Annotated in this window: 21 protein-coding genes; 11 read left to right on the top strand and 10 right to left on the bottom strand. The window is 60.2% G+C overall.

Features of this window, described 5'->3' with window-relative positions; genetic code table 11:
* The first annotated feature begins 52 nt into the window (after positions 1–52).
* From ACW9HW_RS16505 to arsJ, 4 genes are read left to right on the top strand one after another with little or no spacing between them, the layout of a single operon-like run.
* Positions 53–409, top strand: a complete 357-nt coding sequence (locus tag ACW9HW_RS16505; protein ID WP_457400840.1) for a metalloregulator ArsR/SmtB family transcription factor — start codon at positions 53–55, stop codon at positions 407–409.
* Between the two features lie 58 nt (positions 410–467).
* Positions 468–1,184, top strand: a complete 717-nt coding sequence (gene arsH, locus ACW9HW_RS16500; protein WP_457400827.1) for an arsenical resistance protein ArsH — start codon at positions 468–470, stop codon at positions 1,182–1,184.
* A 51-nt stretch (positions 1,185–1,235) separates the two neighbouring features.
* The gene (locus tag ACW9HW_RS16495) at positions 1,236–2,240 is read left to right on the top strand and encodes an ArsJ-associated glyceraldehyde-3-phosphate dehydrogenase (RefSeq protein ID WP_457400826.1); all 1,005 of its coding nucleotides are present in this window, start codon (positions 1,236–1,238) and stop codon (positions 2,238–2,240) included.
* A gap of 9 nt (positions 2,241–2,249) precedes the next feature.
* Positions 2,250–3,467 (top strand): organoarsenical effux MFS transporter ArsJ, encoded by a 1,218-nt coding sequence (gene arsJ / locus ACW9HW_RS16490; protein WP_457400824.1) that lies wholly within the window; start codon positions 2,250–2,252, stop codon positions 3,465–3,467.
* Positions 3,468–3,497: 30 nt separating this feature from the next.
* Here arsJ and ACW9HW_RS16485 read toward each other — a convergent pair whose 3' ends face one another.
* Positions 3,498–3,860 (bottom strand): type 1 fimbrial protein, encoded by a 363-nt coding sequence (locus ACW9HW_RS16485; protein WP_457400822.1) that lies wholly within the window; start codon positions 3,858–3,860, stop codon positions 3,498–3,500.
* Positions 3,861–4,051: 191 nt separating this feature from the next.
* Between ACW9HW_RS16485 and ACW9HW_RS16480 the strand changes: the two genes are divergently transcribed.
* Both ACW9HW_RS16480 and ACW9HW_RS16475 read left to right on the top strand, forming a co-directional pair.
* Entirely contained in the window at positions 4,052–4,963 is a 912-nt protein-coding gene (locus ACW9HW_RS16480; RefSeq protein WP_457400820.1) for a LysR family transcriptional regulator, read from the top strand.
* Between the two features lie 106 nt (positions 4,964–5,069).
* The gene (locus ACW9HW_RS16475) at positions 5,070–6,092 is read left to right on the top strand and encodes an LLM class oxidoreductase (protein WP_457400819.1); all 1,023 of its coding nucleotides are present in this window, start codon (positions 5,070–5,072) and stop codon (positions 6,090–6,092) included.
* 30 nt (positions 6,093–6,122) lie between these two features.
* On the opposite strand, the gene ACW9HW_RS16470 is transcribed toward ACW9HW_RS16475, so the two are convergent.
* The gene (locus tag ACW9HW_RS16470) at positions 6,123–7,301 is read right to left on the bottom strand and encodes a GGDEF domain-containing protein (protein ID WP_457400818.1); all 1,179 of its coding nucleotides are present in this window, start codon (positions 7,299–7,301) and stop codon (positions 6,123–6,125) included.
* Between the two features lie 181 nt (positions 7,302–7,482).
* Here ACW9HW_RS16470 and ACW9HW_RS16465 point away from each other — a divergent pair, with 181 nt between their 5' ends.
* Positions 7,483–9,687, top strand: a complete 2,205-nt coding sequence (locus ACW9HW_RS16465) for an OsmC domain/YcaO domain-containing protein (protein WP_457400816.1) — start codon at positions 7,483–7,485, stop codon at positions 9,685–9,687.
* Between the two features lie 115 nt (positions 9,688–9,802).
* Here ACW9HW_RS16465 and ACW9HW_RS16460 read toward each other — a convergent pair whose 3' ends face one another.
* Entirely contained in the window at positions 9,803–11,140 is a 1,338-nt protein-coding gene (locus ACW9HW_RS16460; protein ID WP_095195183.1) for an MFS transporter, read from the bottom strand.
* A 254-nt stretch (positions 11,141–11,394) separates the two neighbouring features.
* Between ACW9HW_RS16460 and ACW9HW_RS16455 the strand changes: the two genes are divergently transcribed.
* Positions 11,395–12,321, top strand: a complete 927-nt coding sequence (locus ACW9HW_RS16455; protein WP_095195184.1) for a Gfo/Idh/MocA family protein — start codon at positions 11,395–11,397, stop codon at positions 12,319–12,321.
* Positions 12,322–12,341: 20 nt separating this feature from the next.
* On the opposite strand, the gene ACW9HW_RS16450 is transcribed toward ACW9HW_RS16455, so the two are convergent.
* Together ACW9HW_RS16450 and ACW9HW_RS16445 are read right to left on the bottom strand one after the other, a co-directional pair.
* Positions 12,342–12,560, bottom strand: coding sequence for a DUF4287 domain-containing protein (locus tag ACW9HW_RS16450; protein WP_457400814.1), 219 nt, complete (start codon positions 12,558–12,560; stop codon positions 12,342–12,344).
* 132 nt (positions 12,561–12,692) lie between these two features.
* A complete protein-coding gene (locus ACW9HW_RS16445) occupies positions 12,693–13,118 on the bottom strand; it encodes a DUF2871 family protein (protein WP_095195186.1) in 426 nt (141 codons plus the stop codon).
* A 165-nt stretch (positions 13,119–13,283) separates the two neighbouring features.
* Between ACW9HW_RS16445 and ACW9HW_RS16440 the strand changes: the two genes are divergently transcribed.
* Positions 13,284–13,943 (top strand): TetR/AcrR family transcriptional regulator, encoded by a 660-nt coding sequence (locus ACW9HW_RS16440; protein WP_457400813.1) that lies wholly within the window; start codon positions 13,284–13,286, stop codon positions 13,941–13,943.
* A gap of 7 nt (positions 13,944–13,950) precedes the next feature.
* Here the strand turns inward: ACW9HW_RS16440 and ACW9HW_RS16435 are convergent, their stop codons facing one another.
* Positions 13,951–14,868, bottom strand: coding sequence for a LysR family transcriptional regulator (locus ACW9HW_RS16435; RefSeq protein ID WP_457400811.1), 918 nt, complete (start codon positions 14,866–14,868; stop codon positions 13,951–13,953).
* Between the two features lie 121 nt (positions 14,869–14,989).
* Between ACW9HW_RS16435 and ACW9HW_RS16430 the strand changes: the two genes are divergently transcribed.
* Both ACW9HW_RS16430 and ACW9HW_RS16425 read left to right on the top strand, forming a co-directional pair.
* Positions 14,990–15,733: an SDR family oxidoreductase gene (locus ACW9HW_RS16430; protein ID WP_095195189.1), complete on the top strand. Its 744-nt coding sequence runs from the start codon at positions 14,990–14,992 to the stop codon at positions 15,731–15,733.
* A 259-nt stretch (positions 15,734–15,992) separates the two neighbouring features.
* Entirely contained in the window at positions 15,993–16,385 is a 393-nt protein-coding gene (locus tag ACW9HW_RS16425) for a GFA family protein (protein ID WP_095195190.1), read from the top strand.
* A 57-nt stretch (positions 16,386–16,442) separates the two neighbouring features.
* On the opposite strand, the gene ACW9HW_RS16420 is transcribed toward ACW9HW_RS16425, so the two are convergent.
* The 4 genes from ACW9HW_RS16420 to ACW9HW_RS16405 form a co-directional block, all read right to left on the bottom strand.
* Positions 16,443–17,621 carry a trans-sulfuration enzyme family protein gene (locus tag ACW9HW_RS16420; RefSeq protein WP_457400808.1) on the bottom strand — a complete coding sequence of 393 codons (1,179 nt, stop codon included), beginning with the start codon at positions 17,619–17,621 and terminating at the stop codon, positions 16,443–16,445.
* Positions 17,618–18,994, bottom strand: coding sequence for a pyridoxal-phosphate dependent enzyme (locus ACW9HW_RS16415; RefSeq protein WP_095195192.1), 1,377 nt, complete (start codon positions 18,992–18,994; stop codon positions 17,618–17,620). The genes ACW9HW_RS16420 and ACW9HW_RS16415 overlap by 4 nt, the downstream gene beginning before the upstream one ends.
* 313 nt (positions 18,995–19,307) lie before the next feature.
* On the bottom strand, positions 19,308–19,592 hold the full coding sequence (locus ACW9HW_RS16410; RefSeq protein WP_457400806.1) for a hypothetical protein: 285 nt from the start codon (positions 19,590–19,592) through the stop codon (positions 19,308–19,310).
* A gap of 85 nt (positions 19,593–19,677) precedes the next feature.
* Positions 19,678–20,370: a glutathione S-transferase family protein gene (locus ACW9HW_RS16405; RefSeq protein ID WP_457400804.1), complete on the bottom strand. Its 693-nt coding sequence runs from the start codon at positions 20,368–20,370 to the stop codon at positions 19,678–19,680.
* Positions 20,371–20,714 lie beyond the last annotated feature (344 nt).

Below are 20,714 nucleotides of genomic sequence, written 5' to 3'. Positions count from 1 at the left end.
ATCGTATATGAAATGAGATTTCAAGATGACCAGCAGCGTCCTTGAGAGCGCCATCACTGACCCTCTGACACCGATCACTGTTTTCAAATGCCTGGCGGACGACACTCGGGTGCGCACGATGATGCTCATCACTCGCGAGGGAGAGCTGTGTGTTTGCGAGCTGACCTGCGCCTTGAACCAGAGCCAGCCAAAAATTTCCAGGCACCTGGCACAACTGCGAACGTGTGGCCTGTTGGCGGACCGTCGGCAAGGCCAATGGGTCTATTACCGCCTGCACCCCAATCTGCCGGATTGGGTCCATCACCTGCTGAGCACCGTGCTCGAAAGCAACCAGCATTGGTTAAGTCCTGATGCCAAACGCCTTGATGAGATGGGCGACCGTCCTGAACGGGCGCTCGCCTGCTGTTAAAACGGGACCCTTGATTTCGCCTTGGACCACATGAACGCCGCTGCACAGGACAAAGACCATGTTTGATGACCCTATCCCCCAACTCGAAACCGAACTGATTGATCTTCCATCGACAGACAAACTCGGCATCGAAAAGACCTCCATCCACAAGCCGCGCATTTTGCTGTTGTACGGATCGACCCGCGAGCGCTCCTTCAGCCGTCTGCTGGTCGAGGAGGCCGCTCGACTGCTGGAGCATTTCGGCGCCGAGGCGCGGATTTTCAATCCGTCGGGTTTGCCGCTGCCAGATGATGCTCCTGACGATCATCCACGCGTGAAGGAACTGCGCGACTTAGTGTTGTGGTCCGAGGGTCAGGTCTGGTGCTCGCCAGAGCGTCACGGCGCCATGAGCGCTGTTTTCAAGGCACAGATCGACTGGGTGCCACTGGCCATGGGCGCTGTCCGCCCGACTCAGGGTAAAACCCTCGCGGTCATGCAGGTGTGTGGTGGCTCGCAGTCGTTCAACGTGGTCAATCAGCTGCGCGTGCTGGGGCGCTGGATGCGCATGTTCACCATCCCCAACCAATCCTCCGTGCCGAAGGCCTATATGGAATTCGACGATAACGGCCGGATGAAGCCTTCTGCGTTCTACGACCGTGTCGTTGATGTGATGGAGGAGTTGGTGAAATTCACGCTGCTGCTTCGCGACCGTCAGGACTATCTGGTCGACCGTTATTCCGAGCGCAAGGAATCGGCGCAAGCACTCATGAAACGTGTCAACCAGCGCTCCATCTGAAGATTTTTCACCTTGTCACAACACCCCTGTTCCGACACAGAGCACAACACCATGACTATCAAAATTGGCATCAATGGTTTCGGTCGGATCGGTCGCCTCGCGCTGCGAGCGGCCTGGAGCTGGCCGGAGTTTGAGTTCGTGCAGATCAACGATCCGGCGGGCGATGCAGTCACCCATGCGCACCTGATCAACTTCGACTCTGTGCACGGTCGTTGGCACAACGAAGCCAGCGCGGAAAACGATCAAGTGGTGATTGACGCCAAGCGCATCAAAGTGACCGCGAACAAGGCGATTGCCGACACTGACTGGTCGGGTTGCGATCTGGTGATCGAGGCCAGTGGCAAGATGAAAACCGTGGCGGTGTTGCAGGCTTATCTGGATCAGGGCGTTAAACGTGTGGTGGTCTGCGCCCCCGTGAAGGAAAAAGGCGCGTTGAACGTCGTCATGGGCGTCAATCATCAACTGTTCAAACCGGCTGAACATCGCATCGTCACTGCGGCTTCGTGCACCACCAACTGCCTGGCGCCGGTGGTGAAGGTCATCCACGAGAAGCTGGGCATTCACCACGGCTCGATCACCACCATCCACGACCTGACCAACACCCAAAGCATTCTCGATCAACCGCACAAGGACCTGCGCCGTGCGCGTGCTTCGGGCATGAGCCTGATTCCCACCAGTACCGGCTCGGCCACTGCCATCGCCGAGATTTTCCCGGAGCTGCGCGGGCGCTTGAATGGCCATGCGGTGCGCGTGCCGCTGGCCAACGCTTCGCTGACGGACTGTGTGTTTGAAGTCGAACGCGCCACCACGGTCGAGGAGGTCAATCAGTTCCTCAAGGACGCTTCCGAGCATGAACTGAAGGGCATCCTCGGTTTCGAGGAGCGTCCACTGGTGTCCATCGATTACCGTACCGACCCGCGCTCATCGATCATCGATGCGCTGTCGACCATGGTGGTCAACGGTACCCAGGTCAAACTCTATGCCTGGTACGACAACGAATGGGGCTATGCCAACCGCACCGTCGAGCTGGCCAGAATGGTCGGTGGGGCAGTCTGAGGAGCGGTCATGAAAGCGTTGCCAGCCCTCGCGCCGTCAGTGCGCCAGTACCTGCTCGTCACGGGCAACTACTGGGCCTTCACTCTCACCGACGGCGCCTTGCGCATGTTGGTGGTGCTGCACTTTCACGGGCTGGGCTACAGCCCGTTGCAAATTGCGGCGCTGTTTCTGTTCTACGAATTCTTTGGTGTGATTACCAATCTGCTGGGCGGCTACCTTGGGGCCCGGTTGGGGCTGAACCGGACCATGAACATCGGGCTGGGCATGCAGGTCGCGGCGCTGCTGATGCTGACAGTGCCCTCGGCCTTGCTGACCATCCCCTGGGTGATGGCTGCTCAGGCGTTGTCGGGGATTGCCAAAGACCTGAACAAAATGAGTGCCAAAAGCTCTATCAAGCTTTTGGTTCCTGAAGGGCAGCAGGGCACGCTTTACCGGTGGGTGGCGATCCTCACGGGGTCGAAGAACGCACTCAAGGGTGTCGGCTTCTTTCTCGGTGGGGCCTTGCTGGCGTTGATCGGTTTCAAGGGCGCGTTGCTGGCCATGGCCGGTGTCCTGGCGCTGATCTGGATCAGCAGCCTGATCCTGTTGAAGAAGGACTTGGGCAAGGCTAAAGCCAAGCCCAGGTTTCGCGACATCCTGTCCAAGAGCCGGGCGATCAATGTCCTTTCTGCGGCACGGATGTTTCTGTTTGGTGCCCGCGATGTCTGGTTCGTGGTGGCCTTGCCGGTGTACCTCAGCAGCGTTTTCGGCTGGGACTTCTGGGAGGTCGGCGGCTTTCTGGCGGCCTGGGTGATTGGCTACGGCATCGTTCAGTCTTTTGCGCCCAGCATCACCGGAAAGAAGCGTGGGCATGTACCCGATGGCCGTTCGGCATTTCTGTGGGCACTGGCTCTGGCGGGCGTACCGGCGGCCATTGCCCTCGGGCTGGACAGCGAATCGTCACGGCACATGGTATTGCTGGGCGGGTTGATGATCTTTGGTGCGCTGTTCGCGGTGAATTCGTCGCTGCACAGCTACCTCATCGTGTCCTACGCCAAGGAAGACGGCGTCTCGCTGGATGTGGGTTTTTACTACATGTCGAACGCCTTGGGACGACTGATCGGCACGGTGCTTTCCGGCGGGGTTTATCAGCTCTATGGACTGGGGCCGTGCTTATGGATATCCAGCGCATTCGTGTTGCTTGCAGCGCTGATCTCCATTGCACTGCCCCGTCACGCCATGCACTGATCCAGGAGCCGGGCGTTCGGTAGCGGTTGGTCAGGGCAGGGTCAGCGTCATCAGGTAGTTCCCGGACCGAACCGGTGCGCCTGTGCCGTCCACCAACGCGTAGCGCTGACCGTAATAGCGAGCTTGACCACTGTCGGCGAGCAGCTTGACCGTGACCAGGGCGGGAGCACTGAGCGGGTCGATGTCGCGCACATTGATAACCGTGGCACGGCCAAGGGCAGGGCAGGTGTTCAGCTCGACGGTGGCCTGAGTGCTCAGGCCGGAACTGCAGCTGCGTTCGACGATGGCGCCCTCGAACCGGATCGTGCCCGGGGCGGCGGGCGTGGCCGCCCAACATGAACCGCTCAGTGTGAAAACAACGCTGATGGCGACAGGCAGATGCTTGATCTTCATGGCTCACGCTCCTTTGTGATGTAAGGACTACGTCGTCATTCATGGCTGGAACTTGAGGCCTCGGGATGCCCGGCACACTGGCGGGTTTCCTGATGAGCTGAAGTATTTACCCTTGAGTCACTGGCAAACACTACTCTTTGAAGGCTACAAGTCCCGCGACCACCTGGGTCTTTCCTGGAGTCTAGCCAACAATGGAAGCCAACCGATTCGCAGACATTACCGCGTTTGTCGGGGCCGTGAAGAGCGGAAGCTTTACTGCGGCGGCGGCCTCACTCGGCTTGACCCGATCAGCGGTGGGTAAAAGCATCGTTCGCCTGGAAGTGCGGATGGGCACACGGCTGCTCAATCGCACCACGCGCAAGCTCAGCCTGACGGACGAGGGGCAGGTTGCGTATGAACGCTGGCGGCAGATTCTCGAGGACCTTGAGGAGGTGGACGCGACCATGGCTTTGCGCCGTGGGCAACCGACCGGCACCTTTAAACTCACGGCCCCACTTTCCTTTGGTCAGCGTCACGTCCTGCCGATCCTTGATGCCTATTTGAAGCAGTGGCCGCAGTTGCGTGCGGACGTGTGGTTTACCGATCGCTTTGTCGATCTGGTCGAAGAGGGGGTCGATGTCGCCATACGCATTGGTGTGCCCAAGGACGACTCACAATTATTGACCCGCACCGTCGGCTGGCAGCAATTCGTGACCTGTGCCTCGCCGTCTTATCTGGCCCGCTGCGGTGTACCGCAGACGCCCGCTGAACTGACGGGGCATGACACCATCGCGTTCACCAGTGGCGAGCGGACTGGTGTCTGGCGTTATCAGACACCGGCCGGCCTGCATCTACACGAACAGCCAGGGCGGCTGAACATCGACAGTTCCGAAGCCATGCGGGAAGCGGCGCTGGCCGGTATCGGCCTGATTCATCTGCCGACCTACATTACCGGCAACGACCTGCGCGAAGGCGCGTTGGTGGAAGTGCTCAAACCTTTCCGTGCGCCGCCCGACCCCATAAGAATCGTCTACCCGAGCAAGCGGCACCTGTCCCCACGCGTGCGCACGTTCATCGATCTGCTGGTTGAGCGTTGGGCCCCCGGGGTGCCTTGGGAAACATGACGGCATTGGGGACTCTGCGGACCCGGTAACGGTCGCTGGCAGTGGTTTATCCAGGCTGTGGATTCAATGAGCATGTCAGTCATCGTCACTCAACGGGACTGCCATCATGACTTTCGCCACACACATTGCGCCGCAAGCCCAACCTGCGATCTTGCCGACCCCTCATCCTTCACTTGAGCGTCATCCTGGTTTTCAACGGTTGTTTCAGCCGCAGGCACTCACTGTCGGGTTGATTTTGCCCCTGGAAACCCATGCCGGCCGACCCGCCCCGACCATGCGTGGTCACGTGGAAATGGCACAGCGCGCCGAAGCGCTGGGCTTTGGCGCGCTGTGGATGCGCGACATTCCTTTCTATGATCCAGGTTATGGCGATGTGGCGCAGATCTTCGAGCCACTGGTTTATATCGGGTACCTGGCCGCCGCCACGCGCAGCATCGTCCTGGGAACCACGGGCATCGTACTGCCTACCCGCGAGCCCATGTACCTGGCCAAGCAGGCGACGTCCCTGGATCAACTCAGCGAAGGCCGGCTGGTACTCGGGCTGTCCTCGGGGGATCGATACAGTGACTACCCGATGCTGGGCATTGATTATGAAAGTCGTGGCGATCGCTACCGTGATGCCTTTTCCGTGTTTCGCACCCTGATCGAGCAGAGCTTTCCGCGGTTCCGCAACGAGCGCTTCGGCGGCTCCCCCGCAGCCCTGGATCTGGTGCCGAAAGCGCCGTACGGACGCGTTCCCTCGATTGCTGTCGGTCAGGCCCAGCAGAGTATCGAATGGTTGGCGCAACACCTTGATGGCTATCTGGCCGGCGTGCAGAGCCCGGAGCGGTTGGCGTCATTGAGTGAGAGCTGGCACGGCCTGGTGCAAGAGGCCGAGGGCCGCAACGCCTTCAAACCGTTGGGGCTGGGCGGGTATCTCGACCTCAGCGACAACCCGGACCAGCCATTCCAGCGCATCCAGGGTGGTTTCCGGGCGGGGCGCAACGGCCTGCGCAATTACCTGGAGCAAGCGCAAGCCGCCGGTGTCTCGCACATTGCGCTCAACCCCAAGGTCAGCCGTCAACCCTATGGCGAAATCCTCGAAGAACTCGGCGAATACGTCCTGCCGCACTTTCCGTCACATGCGTGAAATCGCGGATGGCTGCCTGCAAACAGCCCATCAACCTGCTTGCAGCGGTTCTTGCCTGGCCAGGGTCCGATCGACCAGTCGCATGCTGTCGCGTCCGCCCCGCTTGGATTCATAGAGTGCTGCGTCGCCTTGCTCGATCAAGGCCGCCAGGCTGGCGGGGGGATGGTCGTAGAGGTTGGCGCCGATGCTGAGGGTCACCGCTTCGGGGGTGGCGAATGCCTGAGAGGCGGTGGTATGGAATTGGTCACGCAGGGTGTTGCCCAGTTCCACGACGCGTTCGCTCGACGCGTGACTGAGCAAGATGACGAACTCGTCACCGCCCAGCCGGGCCGCGAGCGCGTCTTCGGGCAGCAGCGAACGGATCATCTCGCTCAGCGCCACGAGCAGTCGGTCGCCTGCGGTATGGCCATACAGGTCGTTGACCAGTTTGAAGTTGTCGATGTCGATCAGCAGCAAGGCGCCCGGTCGGACGGTCGAGACTTGCGCCAACAGGCGCGGTGCCCGCACCTCCAGGGCGCGGCGGTTGTACAGGGCGGTCAATGGATCCCGTTCGGCCAGCTGTGAGATGCGTTTCTCACGCTGATAGCGCTCGGTGCCGGTCATCGACAGGGCGATCAGCATGATCGCCATCACGCCCTCGACCAGCGAAATCTGAATGATTTCGCCACGCAAGGAGGCCAGATCGATCAGGGTGCCCGGTACCACTGCCGTCAGTGCCTTGATGACATAGAAAAGGCCGTGGACCAGCATCACATAACGCAGTTGTACCGCCCCCACGCTCAGCGACTTGCCATGGGGGCGCAGCAAAAAGCTGGCCCTGAGCGACAGCAGGGCGACGAGCAGCGAATTGGCCACCAGCATGATCTTCGACCAGGAGGGCTCGTCCGGCAGTAACAGCAGCGCAAGCCACGATACGAAAATCAGGTACCAGGCACGGGACAGGCGCTTTTGGGTGAAGCGCGCAACGCCCAGCAGGAAAAACCAGTGGGCCACCACCAACAGGCCATTGGCGAACCAGATGCCGATCAGCAGAAGACCGCTCATGCGCAGCAAGGCCAGGGTCGAGCCCACGGTAATCGTCGCAAATCCGGCGCTCCAGAACAGCAGCGAAGGTTCACGAATGCTGCGCCACTCGATCGCCAGGTACAGCGCCGCGGCGGCTGCGAGGGCGGTGGAGATTGCCAGCATTGTGGGTGGGTCGAGCGCCATGTCTTTACTGCCTGTCTGATTCTGGGTGAAAAGGCAGGATTGTAGCGTTTGGGCGGCTTTTTCGCTGACGGCGTCGTCGCGCAGCCCCAAACCCCGGGTTTTCGCTGAAAGGACAATACATCCGCTGGAAAACCCGGATAATGACGGCCAATTTGTTAGCTCGCTATTCTGGTAATCCCGCATGGAAATCAAGGTCAACTTTCTCGACAACCTTCGACTTGAGGCCAAGTTCGATGACTTCACCGTGGTGGCCGATCAACCAATCCGCTACAAGGGCGATGGTTCGGCACCGGGTCCATTCGACTACTTTCTGGCTTCGTCGGCCTTGTGTGCGGCGTACTTTGTGAAGTTGTACTGCGAAACCCGCAACATCCCCACGGATAACATCCGCCTGTCGCAGAACAACATTGTTGATCCGGAAAACCGCTACAACCAGATTTTCAAGATCCAGGTCGAGTTGCCGGCGGATATCTCCGACAAGGACCGCCAGGGCATTTTGCGCTCCATCGACCGTTGTACGGTGAAGAAGGTGGTGCAAGCCGGGCCTGAGTTTGTGATCGAGGAAGTGGAAAATCTCGATGCCGATGCCCAGGCGCTGCTGATGCCCCATTCGGTGTCGGAGGCGGGCACTTACATCGTGGGCAAGGATCTGCCGCTGGAGCAGACCATCGCCAACATGTCGGGCATTCTGGCCGGCCTGGGCATGAAGATTGAAATCGCTTCGTGGCGCAATATCGTGCCCAATGTCTGGTCGCTGCATATCCGCGATGCACACTCGCCGATGTGTTTCACCAACGGCAAGGGCGCGACCAAGGAAGCCGCGCTGGCGTCGGCACTGGGCGAATTTATCGAGCGACTCAACTGCAACTTTTTCTACAACGATCAGTTCTGGGGCGAAGAGATCGCCAATGCACCGTTCGTGCATTACCCGGACGAGCGCTGGTTCCAGCCCGGCCGCAAGGATGAATTGCCGGCTGAAATTCTCGACGCGTATTGCCTCAAGATCTACAACCGCGATGGCGAGCTGCGTGGCTCGCATCTGTTCGATACCAACTCGGGCAATGAAGAGCGCGGCATTGTTTCGCTGCCGTTCGTACGCCAGTCGGATGGCGAGGTGGTGTACTTCCCGTCCAACCTGATCGAAAACCTGTACCTGAGCAATGGCATGAGTGCCGGCAACACCTTGGCCGAAGCCCAGGTGCAATGCCTGTCGGAAATCTTCGAGCGCGCGGTGAAACGCGAAATCATCGAAGGTGAATTCGCACTGCCGGATGTGCCGCAGGAAGTGCTGGCGAAGTACCCGGGGATTCTGGCCGGTATTCAGGCACTGGAAGCCCAGGGCTTTCCGGTGCTGGTGAAGGATGCGTCCCTGGGCGGTGAGTTCCCGGTGATGTGCGTCACCTTGATGAACCCGCGCACCGGCGGCGTGTTTGCCTCGTTCGGCGCGCACCCAAGCCTTGAAGTGGCGCTGGAACGCAGCCTGACGGAACTGCTGCAGGGCCGCAGTTTCGAAGGCCTCAATGATTTGCCTCAGCCTACCTTCGAAGGCCATGCGGTCACCGAGCCGAATAACTTCGTCGAGCACTTTATCGACTCCAGCGGTGTGGTGTCGTGGCGCTTCTTCAGCTCCAGGTCGGACTACGAATTTGTGGAGTGGGACTTCTCGGGCCAGGGTGAAAACTCCAACGCCGAGGAAGCCGCGACCTTGTTCGGCATTCTCGAAAACATGGGCAAAGAAGTGTACATGGCGGTGTATGAGCATATCGGCGCAACCGCCTGCCGCATCCTGGTGCCGGACTACTCCGAGATTTATCCGATCGACGATCTGATCTGGGATAACACCAACAAAGCGTTGTTCTTCCGTGCCGATATCCTGAATCTGCATAGCCTGGACGAGACCGGGCTGAAGTCCCTGGTCGAGCGTCTGGTGGAAAGCGAGCTGGATGATTACACCGACATCACCACCTTGATCGGCATCGAATTCGACGACAATACCGCCTGGGGTCAGCTGACGATCCTGGAGCTGAAGCTGTTGATCTGGCTCGCCTTGCAGCAATATGAAGAGGCGAAAGAGGCGGTGGAGATGTTCCTGCAGTACAACGACAACACGGTCGAGCGCGGGCTGTTTTACCAGGCTGTGAATGGGGTGCTGGAGATGGAACTGGACGAGGATCTGGAACTGGCGGACTACGAAACCAATTTCCGCCGCATGTTTGGCAACGAACGTATGGATGCCGCGATCGGTTCGGTGAACGGCAGCGTGCGTTTCTTCGGCTTGACGCCGACAAGCATGAAACTGGAGGGGCTCGACAGGCACCTGCGCCTGATCGACAGCTATAAAAAACTGCACATGGCACGGGCCAATGTAGCGGCTTTATCCCGTTGAAATAGCGCCAACAAAAAAAGCACCTCAGGTGCTTTTTTTGTTTTTGGCGGCCGGTCTTTTGTCTTGATTCATCCGCAGGCCAAGTCGGTCGATCCACCGCAACTCATGATTTCTTTCAGGCCACGGCGTTCACGCTTGCTGCTTTTTCTTGCGTCGGGATGTCGTGCAGGGAAATCCTTGAGGTTTCCGGCAATGCCAGGCCACCTGCCAGCGCCAGCAACGCGATGGCGATCAGATAGAACGCCGGCGACAGGTTGCTGCCGGTGGTGCTGATCAGCCAGGTCGCCACCAGCGGCGCGGTGCCGCCGAAGAGGGTGTAGGCCATGTTGTAGGTGATGGCGGACGCGGTGTACCGAGTCCGGGTGGGGAAAGTTTCCGAGAGCAAGGCCGCAGTCACCACGCCACACAACACGGCGCCAATCGCCAGGAGCATAACGCCGACGATGGAAGCTGCGAACGAGCCGGAACTGGCCATCAGGAACGATGGATACACGGCCACGATCAACAGCGCGCAAGCGGTCATCACCGTCATTCGACGCCCCACCCGGTCCGAATACAGGCCTGCCAATGGACAAATCGCGGCGGCAAACAGCAAGGCAATCAGCGACACCAGTAATGCCGAGGCTCGACTCAGACCGCCAGCCACTTGCAGGTAGGTGGCGAAATAGGTAGTGAACATATAGAACGACAGCGCCGTCAGTGACACAAAAGCGCCCAGGCAACAAATAGCCGCACCATGGTTGCGCAAGGTTTCCTTGAGCGGAGAGTGTGCGACGGCATGTTCCTGAGTGACCGCCTGGAATGCCGGGGTCTCATCCAGCTTCCAGCGCAGGTAAAGGCCAACCAGTCCCAGTGGCGCAGCAATCAGGAACGGCAGGCGCCAGCCCCAGCTGCCCATCGCTTCGGTTGATAATGACGCCTCGAGGGCGTAGGCCACCACGGCTGCCGCGGCGAAGGCGGAAAATGTCGACACTGGAATGAAACTGCCATACCAGGCGCGTTTATCATTTGGAGCATGCTCCATAAGGTAGGCACAGGCACCTGCGTATTCTCCACCGGCGGAAAAGCCTTGAGCGCAACGGATCAGGGATAGCAGGATCGGGGCCGTGACGCCGATGGCGGCGTAAGTCGGCAAAAGGCCGATCAAGGTCGTGGCACCGGCCATCAGCAGAATCGTCATCGCGAGGGTTCGTTTGCGGCCGATCCGGTCACCCAGCATGCCAAAGAAAATCCCGCCAAGAGGCCGGAACGCGAAGGCTACGGCGAACACCGCAAAAGTTTTGAGCAAGGCGGCACTGGGATCACCGCTGGGGAAAAATTGTTGGGCGATGGTCGTGGCCAAAAAGCCATAGACGGCGAAGTCGAACCACTCGACGAAATTACCGATGGCGGCCGCGACAATCACTTTTTTCAGGGTGTTCGGGCTGACCTGCTGTGCCGTTGCGCTCGTCATGCTGGACCTCGACATTCCGTGTATGAGATTTCGATTATCGGGCCTGTCTCTGAAGCGGTTCACTTCAAAAGTGTCATCCGCATAGCCAGTACCGACTCATGTCATTGAATCAAAGCATGATCCGCGCCAAGCCGATCGCAGCACTCGTGCTCACGTACCCGATCGAACGTGAGCACGTAAGCAATGACTTCCCCGCGATACAAACGTAATCTGGCCGGGCGCTTTCCAATACAAGAAAAAAACAGGAGTCATTGATGCAACCGATCCGTCTCGGTCTGGTGGGCTACGGCAAAATTGCCCGGGATCAACACGTTCCAGCGATCAATGCCAACCCGGCGTTCCAGTTGGTGTCTGTCGCCACGCAAGGGCCGCCCTGCGCCGCGGTGGCGAACTTTCATTCCCTGGGCGAGCTGCTCGAAAATGGCCCGCACGTCGATGCGATTGCGTTTTGCACACCACCGCAAGGACGTTTTGCCCTGGTGCAACAGGCGCTGGCTGCTGGCAAACACGTGCTGGTAGAAAAACCGCCCTGCGCCACGTTGGGTGAAGCCATGGCGTTGGTGACACAGGCTGAGGTGCAAGGCGTCAGTGGTTTGTTCGCCTGGCATTCACGCTACGCTCCCGGCATCGAAGCCGCCCGGGACTGGTTGGCCACCCGCACCCCGCGAAGCGTACAGATCGACTGGAAGGAAGACGTGCGCAAGTGGCACCCCGGCCAGGCATGGATCTGGCAACCTGGCGGCCTGGGCGTCTTCGATCCCGGCATCAATGCCTTATCGATTGCGACCCATCTGCTGAAACTGCCGCTGTTTGTCGAGTCTGCCGAGCTGCGAGTGCCCGGCAACTGCCAGTCGCCGATTGCCGCTTCCGTTAAAATGTCTGACGCGCACCACCTTGATGTCCGCGCGGAGTTCGATTTCGACCACGGTCATGAGGAGCTCTGGAGCATCGAGATACGCTGCGCCGAAGGCATCCTGCGACTGGACAACGGGGGCGCACTGTTGAGTATTGACGGCGTGCACCAAGCCGTGTCGAACGAGGGCGAGTACGCGGCGGTCTATCGACATTTTCAACAGTTGATTGGCAACAAGGCCAGCGACCTGGACCTCCAGCCACTACGACTGGTGGCCGACAGCTTTTTTGTCGGCAGTCGGACGCCGGTTGAGCCGTTCTACGATTAGTGGCGGTCGGGCCATGCATGTCAGTCGCTTTTGGCACCCGCCAAATGGTACGCAACCAAAGCATTGGCATGACCATGGCCCATGCCGTGCTCGGTTTTGAGCAAGGCCACCATGTCCATATGCTTCTTGCCACTGACGGTGTTGAGTAAATTCAGCCAGTGGGAAATGGGCTGCCCGTACTTTTTCTCAATCGAGGGAAAGTACGACGCTGGCCCTTTTACTTTCTGCTCTTCGGTCATGCTGCAATCTCCATTTTTGCTTCGAAAGCAGTATAGGCAAGGTTAGCCATTTGCCATTCCTGGGACCACTCAACAGCTTAAGGGCCCAGGATGGGCAACCTGTTGCTCAGTGCCGAGCACATGCAGGACGCATCATGACAGGCGTGATTCCCGTGTCGCGCTGCCCAGGTATCCGGCGGTTGCACCGATGCGCGAGAACACCAGCCATACAAAAAGCAGCACACTGCAACCAATGAGAATCGAGGCGATGGCAATCAAGGGTTCGACTGACGGGAAGCCCTTGAGGCGCAGCGTCAGTGCACCGAGCATTACCGGGACGCCGACGTTGTACATCCAGAATTGTGCGGCAGCTGCGCGCCCTTCGGTGATGGACGGGTGCACTGCGCAGATGAGTCCGAACAGGGCCATCGACACCCATCCCAACAGATTGATATGGGCATGTACCGCGAAGAGCGAGTGGTCGCCGGAAGCGCCCATCGCCACACCCAGCAGCACGCCAATGGCAAAGTAGAGGGCAGCGAGCCGAAACCAGGTCCGCGAACGGGGATTGTGATTCATGGCATTCACCTCATGCGCCCTGAGGCGCGCTCAGTTGCTGAAAAATGATGCGAAGTCGTCAAGCCCGGCGCGGTGGTTGTGCCGGGCTTGCCACATGTCTATCATGAGACTCAAGTTCTATCGTGAGACTCAAGTCTCATTACAAGACGGAGTATCATTTATTCCATGTGCAGCCAGAAGTCAAGCCCGTCGGACCTGAACGGTGATTCCCAAGGTCGCGCCAACCAGCGCAACCGAACGCGCCAGGCGCTTATCGAGGCCGCCGTCGAACTGCGCGACGAGGGTCTTAACCCAACCGTTGCCCAAGTGGCCGAACGCGCGAGGGTATCGCGCGCCACGGCGTATCGCTACTTTCCCTCGCCTGAGGCGTTGATCAGCGAGACGGCGGCCGATCGTGACATGCAGCCGTTGGAGCGTTTCTGGAGGCCGGGAGACGATCCGGTAAAGGGCATTGGCCTGGCGGCGAACGCCTTGAACACACTGTTGATCGACGACGAGATCGGCCTGCATGTGATGGAGCGTTCGTTCATGACGGTGTGGCTCGAAAACGAGTCCCGCGAGGCACCCCTGCGGCCCGGGCGACGCATGAGCTACATTGAGCCGATCGTCGATTCGCTGAAGGATGAACTCACACCCCGGGCGCGCATACGCCTGAAGCAGGCGCTGTCGATCGTCATGGGCACCGAGGCGCTGATCGCCGTGCGCGACATCAGTGGTGCGAGTGTCGAAGAGTCACTCGACGCCACGGCCTGGGCGGCCCGGGCGCTGGTCCGTCAGGCGCTGGCGGAGAATGAGCCGGCGCGGCGCAAGCGCGGCAAGTCGTAGCGCTCGTTCAGCGTTTGCTCTGCGGGAAGATGTCCGGATTGGAGAAGCTGTTGACCAAATGGTCGTACACCAGCCTGACCCGGGGCGCCACCGGCCCTGACTGCGGGCGATACATGATCAGTTCGGTCGGTGCCGGAGCATCCTGTTGCATGACCTCGACCAGCCGGCCTTCAGATAAATACGGCTGCGCCAGATAGCTGGGCATTTGCCCGAAGGCGAGCCCCGCCAGAACAATCTCACGTTCGGTTTCGGGATCGTCGCAAGTAAAGGCCGGGGACACGGGCAGGAACGCCTGTCCCTCGGCCAGCACCCACGGCCAGGGGCGGCCGTTGTTGCGATCCATCAGCATCGACAGGGGCAGGCGTTTCAATTCCTCGATGCTGCCGGGGTGTTGAACGGCGTCGAGGAGTGATGGGGCTGCCACGATTTTCAAGTCGACACGGGCAACCGTTCTGGCGATGTAGCGCCGATCCCGTACGGCACCGATACGAATGCCGATGTCTATCTTGCTGGCCACCGCGTCGGTGAGCTGATCATCAAGGCTCAAGTCGATGCTCAGGCCGGGGTTTTCGCGCATCAGCGGTTTCAGGTATTCGATCACATACAGCTTGCCGATGGCGTGGGGAGCCGTGATGCCGACGCGGCCGGCAATGCCTTTTTCCTCGTGTTTGCTGTTGGCGAGAAACAACTGATCGACACGCTCCAGGGTTTCCCGCGCCTGGAGGGCCAGTTCGGCGCCAAACGCGGTCACGTGGACCTGTCGGGTGCTGCGATGGAACAACGGCTCGCCGAACGTGCGTTCCAGCTCCTTGATTGCCCGGGTCACAGTCTGTGGAGAGGTGCCGAGACGAATGGCGGCATCGCGAAAGGTCAGCGACTGCGTCGCCACCGAAAAGATGCGAATCAGCTCCATGCGATTGAGCATTGCCGTCAACTCCTGTTCCAGAAAGTGGAATTCTCAAATCCGAACTCTTCCATTTTCTGATAGATAAAACCAGCGCAGACTGAATCCATCAACCCAGGCAAGCCTCAACAGGAGCGCGAACATGAGTACAAACATCCAGGGCAAAGTGGTCGTCATCACCGGTGCAAGCAGCGGTCTGGGCGAAGCAACGGCTCGTCATCTGGCAGCACTCGGCGCACAGGTGGTGCTTGGCGCTCGTCGCCAGGATCGTCTGGACGCGATTGTCCGGGAAATCACCGCCGCTGGCGGACAGGCGATTGCCCATCCCATCGACGTCACCCGCCAAGAGGACTTGACCGCGCTGGTCGCCAAGGCCGTCGAAGCGTTCGGTCGCATCGATGTCATGATCAACAACGCAGGTCTGATGGCGATCTCGCCAATCGCGGAGCGGCGTGTCGATGAGTGGGATCGCATGATCGACATCAACATCAAGGGCGTGCTGTATGGCATCGCGGCAGCGTTACCGCTGTTCGAGAAACAGGCCAGCGGGCACTTCATCAACATTTCCTCGGTCGCCGGCATCAAGGTGTTCAGCCCCGGTGGATCGGTCTACAGCGGCACCAAATTCGCCGTACGTGCCATTTCCGAGGGCCTGCGTCACGAAGTGGGCGGCAATATCCGCACGACCACTATCGAGCCGGGCGCGGTCGATTCCGAACTCAAGTTCGGCAGCGGCCACCAGCCGAGCGCCGAGGTGGTGGGCGAGTTCTACAAGAAGGCCATCCCCGCAGCTTCGGTTGCACGGGCCATTGCCTACGCGATCGAACAGCCGGCGGATGTCGACATCAACGAGATCGTCCTGCGTCCTGCTTCGCAAGACTTCTGATCGTTGCCTTGCACCGTTTGCGCCCTTGCCGAAAGGCCAGGGCGCTTTGGGTTATTCAATGGCGCACGTTGCGTTTTTCTCCGGCCACGACTTGCCGTTCTCATGCGGTTTACCGACAGTGAAACCTTGGCAATTATCAAACGGCTGGTTTTACTATCGATCATTGGCCGATCGCGAAACGGTCGAGCCATTGCTCTCGGCCAACTGACGGACTTCGTTGTCAAACTTTGCGACCCGTCGTGCGAAGAGGAGATGCACCATGGAACGATTCACCGGCGGTTGCCTGTGCGGCAATGTGCGGATCGTGGCGTCGGGACGCCCGTACCGGGTCGGTCTTTGTCATTGTCTCGACTGCCGCAAGCACCATGGGGCACTGTTTCACGCCTCCGCGATTTTCCCTGAGAATGCGGTGACCATCGACGGTGAAACCCGGGACTACGCCGGGCGGTTTTTCTGTCCGCGCTGCGGCTCATCGGTGTTCAATCGCACCGACGATGAAATCGAAGTGAACCTGGGGGCCCTCGATGCGCCCGACCAACTGACGCCCACCTACGAAAGCTGGACCGTACGCCGCGAAGCGTGGTTGCCGGCGTTTCCCTTCGACAGGCATTACGAGCGCGATCGCGAGTCCACGGGGCGTCTTGAGGAATAACCCACCGCCGTGCCCCATCGGCACGGCGGTGGACCTTCGCGGTCTGTCCTTGAACCGTCAGATCCGCGCCAGCGCCTGAGCCAGATCCGCCCGCAGGTCTTCGACATCCTCGACCCCCACGGACAGCCGTACCAGTGCATCGCCGATACCCAGTTGTGCACGGGTGTCGGCGGGGATGGTGGCGTGGGTCATGATGGCCGGGTGTTCGATCAGACTTTCGACGCCACCCAGGCTCTCGGCGAGGGCGAAGATCTGCACGTTTTCCAGAAAACGTTTTGAGCCGGCAAGGTCGGTGTTCAGGTCCAGTGAGATCATCCCGCCGAAGCCGCGCATTTGCTGACGCGCCAGTTCGTGCTGCGGGTGCGAGGGCAGGCCCGGGTAGTAGACGCGCGCCACCTGTGGCTGACGTTCCAGCCATTGCGCCAGTTCCAGCGCGTTGCTGCAGTGGCGTTCCATGCGCAGCGCCAGGGTCTTCACGCCGCGCAGGGTGAGGAAGGCGTCGAACGGCCCGGCGATGGCGCCTACCGCGTTTTGCAGGAAGCCCAGGCGCTCGGCCAGTTCGGCGTTCTGGCCGACCACGGCGATGCCGCCGATCACGTCGGAGTGGCCGTTGAGGTACTTGGTCGTCGAGTGCAGCACGATGTCGAAACCCAGCTCCAGCGGGCGCTGGATCCAGGGGCTGGCAAAGGTGTTGTCCGCCACGCAGATGATGCCGCGGTCACGGCAGGTGCGGGCGATGGCGGCCAGGTCGGTGAGACGCAGCAGGGGATTGCTCGGCGTCTCGACCATCACCATGCGCGTGTCGTCCTGCAACGCCGCTTCGAAGGCGCCCGGTTTGGTCAGGTCGACGTAGCTGAAACGGTGTCCGGCGCTGCGCTGGCGCACCTTGTCGAACAGGCGGAACGTGCCGCCATACAGATCATTGCCGGAGACGATGTGCGAGCCGGCATCAAGCAGTTCGAGCACGGCGGAGATCGTCGCCAGCCCCGAGGCGAAAGCGAAACCCCGGGTACCACCTTCGAGATCCGCCACACAGCGTTCCAGCGCAAAGCGTGTCGGGTTATGCGAGCGCCCGTAGTCGAAGCCCTTGTGTACGCCGGGACTTTCTTGCAGATAGGTGGAGTTGGCGTAGATCGGCGGCATCAGCGCCCCCGTGGTCGGGTCTGGCGTCTGTCCTGCGTGGATCACCCGGGTGGCGAAGCCGCGGGGTGCGGCGTTTTTATCGTGCTGACTCATGCAAGGGTTCTCCGTAAGTGATTGAGCATGTCGACCCGGGTAATCAGGCCATGAAAGCCCGAAGCGTCGGCGATGATCGCCACCAGCCCGCGGTCGATGACAGCTTCCAGTTCCGCGCGGGTGGCGTCGGGAAGAAGAGTTTGCAGTTTGTCGGTCATGACGCTGTTGACGGTTTTGCGAAAGAGCGACGCGTCTTCGTGCACCCCCAGTAAAATGTCGGACTCGTCGATCACACCGACCAGTTGCTTGCCGCCGACTAGCACCGGCAGTTGCGAAACATCCGCCAGGCGCATGCGCTGGAAAGCGGTGAGCAGGGTGTCGTCCGGGCTTACGCTGATCACGCGGCCATCCTCGAAACGTCGGGCGATCAGGTCGCGCAGGTCACCGTAGCGCTTGCTCGGCAACAGGCCCTGATCGTTCATCCACTGGTCGTTGTAGACCTTCGACAGGTAACGGGTGCCGGTGTCGCAGACGAAGCTGACCACCCGTTTCGGTTCGGTTTGCTCGCGGCAATAGCGCAGCGCCGCCGCCAGCAAGGTGCCGGTCGACGAACCGCCGAGAATGCCCTCGGCGCGCAGCAGTTGGCGGGCGTGATCGAAGCTTTCCTCGTCGCTGATCGAGTAGGCGTGGCGCACGCTGGAAAGGTCGGCAATCGACGGAATGAAGTCTTCGCCAATGCCTTCCACGGCCCAGGAGCCGGGCGTGCCGAGGGTGCCGCTGCGGCTGTACTCGGCCATCACCGAACCGACCGGGTCGGCCAGCACCATCTCCAGGTTCGGCTGCACGCGGTTGAAGAACCGGGTCAGGCCGGTCAAGGTGCCGGCAGAGCCGACGCCGACGACGATCGCGTCGACATCATGCTGGGTTTGCGCCCAGATCTCTGGCGCGGTGCTGCATTCATGGGCCAGCGGGTTGGCCGGGTTGTTGAACTGATCGGCGAAGAAGGCGTCGGGAATTTCCGCGGCCAACCGTCCGGCAACGTCCTGGTAGTAATCGGGGTGGCCCTTGCCGACATCGGAGCGGGTGATGTGCACCTCGGCGCCCATGGCCTTCAGGTGCAGGACTTTCTCGGTGGACATCTTGTCCGGCACCACCAGCACCACCCGGTAGCCTTTGGCCCGGCCGACCAGCGCCAGGCCCAGGCCGGTGTTGCCCGCGGTCGCTTCGACAATGGTGCCGCCGGGCTTGAGGCGGCCGTCGCGCTCGGCGGCGTCGATCATCGCCAGGCCGATGCGGTCCTTGATCGAACCGCCGGGGTTTTGTGATTCAAGCTTGAGAAACAGAGTACAGGGACCGGTATCGAAACGGCTGACACGCACCAGCGGCGTGTTGCCGATCAGTTCGAGCACGGCAGGGCGGGAGTCGTTCGGCATGTCGTCACCTCGCTGCTTGGATCCTCGGTGGGTTGCCATCAACCGTCGGCGAGTCATCGCACGGGTTACGGCAATAACGCTTCGTCTGGACCATAGGCCGGGATCGTCACACGCGCAACCGGCCCGGCGAAACTACCCCCGATATTGGGTAATTTCCCTGTGATGGGTTGGCTTTATGGGGAAGGATCTTCGCTGGACGGGCGCATACCTGTGGGAGCGAGCCTGCTCGCGAAAGCGGTGAATCAGTCGACAACATTGTTGCCTGACACTCCGACTTCGCGAGCAGGCTCGCTCCCACAAGAGCGAGGAGGCGTTAGAGCGTGGCCATGATCATGGCCAGATTGACCTGTTGCATCAGCTCGGTGACGGTGGTCAGGCTCCCGGCTTGCAGGGTGGCCATGATCACTGCCTGGTTCGGCGTGAGGGCCAGGGCCGCCAGGGGCTGGATATCCGGCATGACCCGTTCCCCAAGGCCGATGGCAGTGAAGGTGGCTGACGTAACCAGCGCCGCCGCGGCTGCCGCGCATACCGCGACCATGACGATCACGATGGCTGCCAGTGCAGCCGTCAGTACCGTCAGCGTTGCTTGCCCCGCCATGCGCACCTCCACAGTCGATTGCACCGCAGGGATGCACACCCACATTCCCCGGCGACATCAGCCAAAGCAAGGCGCGGGCCAACTGTCAGGAATCTTCGTTGGCCTGGTACAACGGTTGGCGGAACCGCTCCGGTATGGCCTCGGCAAATGGGTAGTAAGAAAACCACGGCCTGGCTTCGTCGATGACTCGCTGGATCGAGGGTCGTTGTGTCAAACGCTCGAAATACTCGCCAAGGTATCGGCAGTCGTCGGGGAAGGGCACGAGGGTGCTGGCATAGAACAGGGCCGGGGCCGCGGAGCAATCGGCCAGGCTGAAGTCCGGGCTGGCCACCCAGGTTCGGGCGTGCAACTGGCGCTCGAGCATGCCGTAGGCGGTCAACAGGGTGGCACGTTGTTTCGTCAGGTCGCCCTGGGTGGCGTACAAACGATCGGCGACGATCTGTTGCAGCGGCCCCTGGACGTAGTGGTCAAAAAAACGATCCCACAGCCGTACCTGCAAGGCAGTGTCCCAATCGTCGGGAATCAGCTGATGCAGGCCGGCATACAACTGGTCCAGATATTCGATGATGACACTCGATTCCGGCACGTTGCGTTGGCGATCGTGGTCGCGGATCACCGGGAATTTCCCAATCGGCCAGAGGGCTTCGAGCTCCGCGCGGTCGGATGCGCTGGACAGGTCGATGATGCGTTTTTCGAATTCGATACCGTGTTCGTAGAGCGCGATCAGGACTTTGTGGCAGAACGATGAGAGGGGGTGGTAGTACAGAGTCAGGGGCATCTTGGTGCTCCTCGGTACGGGGGTGGGATGCAGTATTGACCATCGCTCGCATGGACGCGATGTCGGGTTTGTCCTGTGGAAGTTGAATGAAAACCTGTGGGGTGGATTTTCATTTGCTCCGGCCATTCGTACCTCTGCGCGACAAGCCTTGTCCCTGCACGAAAACTACTTTCATCTTGTTTGATAAATGGTTCTTGAAATGATTTAAGAGTTTCACGAATTTTAGCGTGATGCTTTCAGGGGATGGGGGTGGAAGGTGTACATATCCGTTTCAGACCCGTTTGCGATCCCATTGTGGGAGCGAGCCTGCTCGCGAAGGCGGTGTGACAGTCAAGTAGTCTTCG

This window comes from Pseudomonas sp. SDO5532_S415, assembly GCF_054071155.1.
Note: the sequence above shows the minus strand (reverse complement) of the source record. Positions and strands in the feature narration are given on the sequence as shown.

Excerpts from the sequence above, each read along its gene's own strand:
- arsH (WP_457400827.1), top strand. The coding sequence starts at position 468 with ATGTTTGATGACCCTATCCCCCAACTCGAAACCGAACTGATTGATCTT.
- ACW9HW_RS16405 (WP_457400804.1), bottom strand. The coding sequence starts at position 20,370 with ATGCCCCTGACTCTGTACTACCACCCCCTCTCATCGTTCTGCCACAAA.
- ACW9HW_RS16425 (WP_095195190.1), top strand. The coding sequence starts at position 15,993 with ATGGAACGATTCACCGGCGGTTGCCTGTGCGGCAATGTGCGGATCGTG.
- ACW9HW_RS16410 (WP_457400806.1), bottom strand. The coding sequence starts at position 19,592 with ATGGCGGGGCAAGCAACGCTGACGGTACTGACGGCTGCACTGGCAGCC.
- ACW9HW_RS16475 (WP_457400819.1), top strand. The coding sequence starts at position 5,070 with ATGACTTTCGCCACACACATTGCGCCGCAAGCCCAACCTGCGATCTTG.
- ACW9HW_RS16435 (WP_457400811.1), bottom strand. The coding sequence starts at position 14,868 with ATGCTCAATCGCATGGAGCTGATTCGCATCTTTTCGGTGGCGACGCAG.
- ACW9HW_RS16450 (WP_457400814.1), bottom strand. The coding sequence starts at position 12,560 with ATGACCGAAGAGCAGAAAGTAAAAGGGCCAGCGTCGTACTTTCCCTCG.
- ACW9HW_RS16420 (WP_457400808.1), bottom strand. The coding sequence starts at position 17,621 with ATGAGTCAGCACGATAAAAACGCCGCACCCCGCGGCTTCGCCACCCGG.
- ACW9HW_RS16415 (WP_095195192.1), bottom strand. The coding sequence starts at position 18,994 with ATGCCGAACGACTCCCGCCCTGCCGTGCTCGAACTGATCGGCAACACG.
- ACW9HW_RS16430 (WP_095195189.1), top strand. The coding sequence starts at position 14,990 with ATGAGTACAAACATCCAGGGCAAAGTGGTCGTCATCACCGGTGCAAGC.
- ACW9HW_RS16460 (WP_095195183.1), bottom strand. The coding sequence starts at position 11,140 with ATGACGAGCGCAACGGCACAGCAGGTCAGCCCGAACACCCTGAAAAAA.
- ACW9HW_RS16495 (WP_457400826.1), top strand. The coding sequence starts at position 1,236 with ATGACTATCAAAATTGGCATCAATGGTTTCGGTCGGATCGGTCGCCTC.
- ACW9HW_RS16455 (WP_095195184.1), top strand. The coding sequence starts at position 11,395 with ATGCAACCGATCCGTCTCGGTCTGGTGGGCTACGGCAAAATTGCCCGG.
- ACW9HW_RS16485 (WP_457400822.1), bottom strand. The coding sequence starts at position 3,860 with ATGAAGATCAAGCATCTGCCTGTCGCCATCAGCGTTGTTTTCACACTG.
- ACW9HW_RS16440 (WP_457400813.1), top strand. The coding sequence starts at position 13,284 with ATGTGCAGCCAGAAGTCAAGCCCGTCGGACCTGAACGGTGATTCCCAA.
- ACW9HW_RS16445 (WP_095195186.1), bottom strand. The coding sequence starts at position 13,118 with ATGAATCACAATCCCCGTTCGCGGACCTGGTTTCGGCTCGCTGCCCTC.
- arsJ (WP_457400824.1), top strand. The coding sequence starts at position 2,250 with ATGAAAGCGTTGCCAGCCCTCGCGCCGTCAGTGCGCCAGTACCTGCTC.
- ACW9HW_RS16480 (WP_457400820.1), top strand. The coding sequence starts at position 4,052 with ATGGAAGCCAACCGATTCGCAGACATTACCGCGTTTGTCGGGGCCGTG.
- ACW9HW_RS16470 (WP_457400818.1), bottom strand. The coding sequence starts at position 7,301 with ATGGCGCTCGACCCACCCACAATGCTGGCAATCTCCACCGCCCTCGCA.
- ACW9HW_RS16465 (WP_457400816.1), top strand. The coding sequence starts at position 7,483 with ATGGAAATCAAGGTCAACTTTCTCGACAACCTTCGACTTGAGGCCAAG.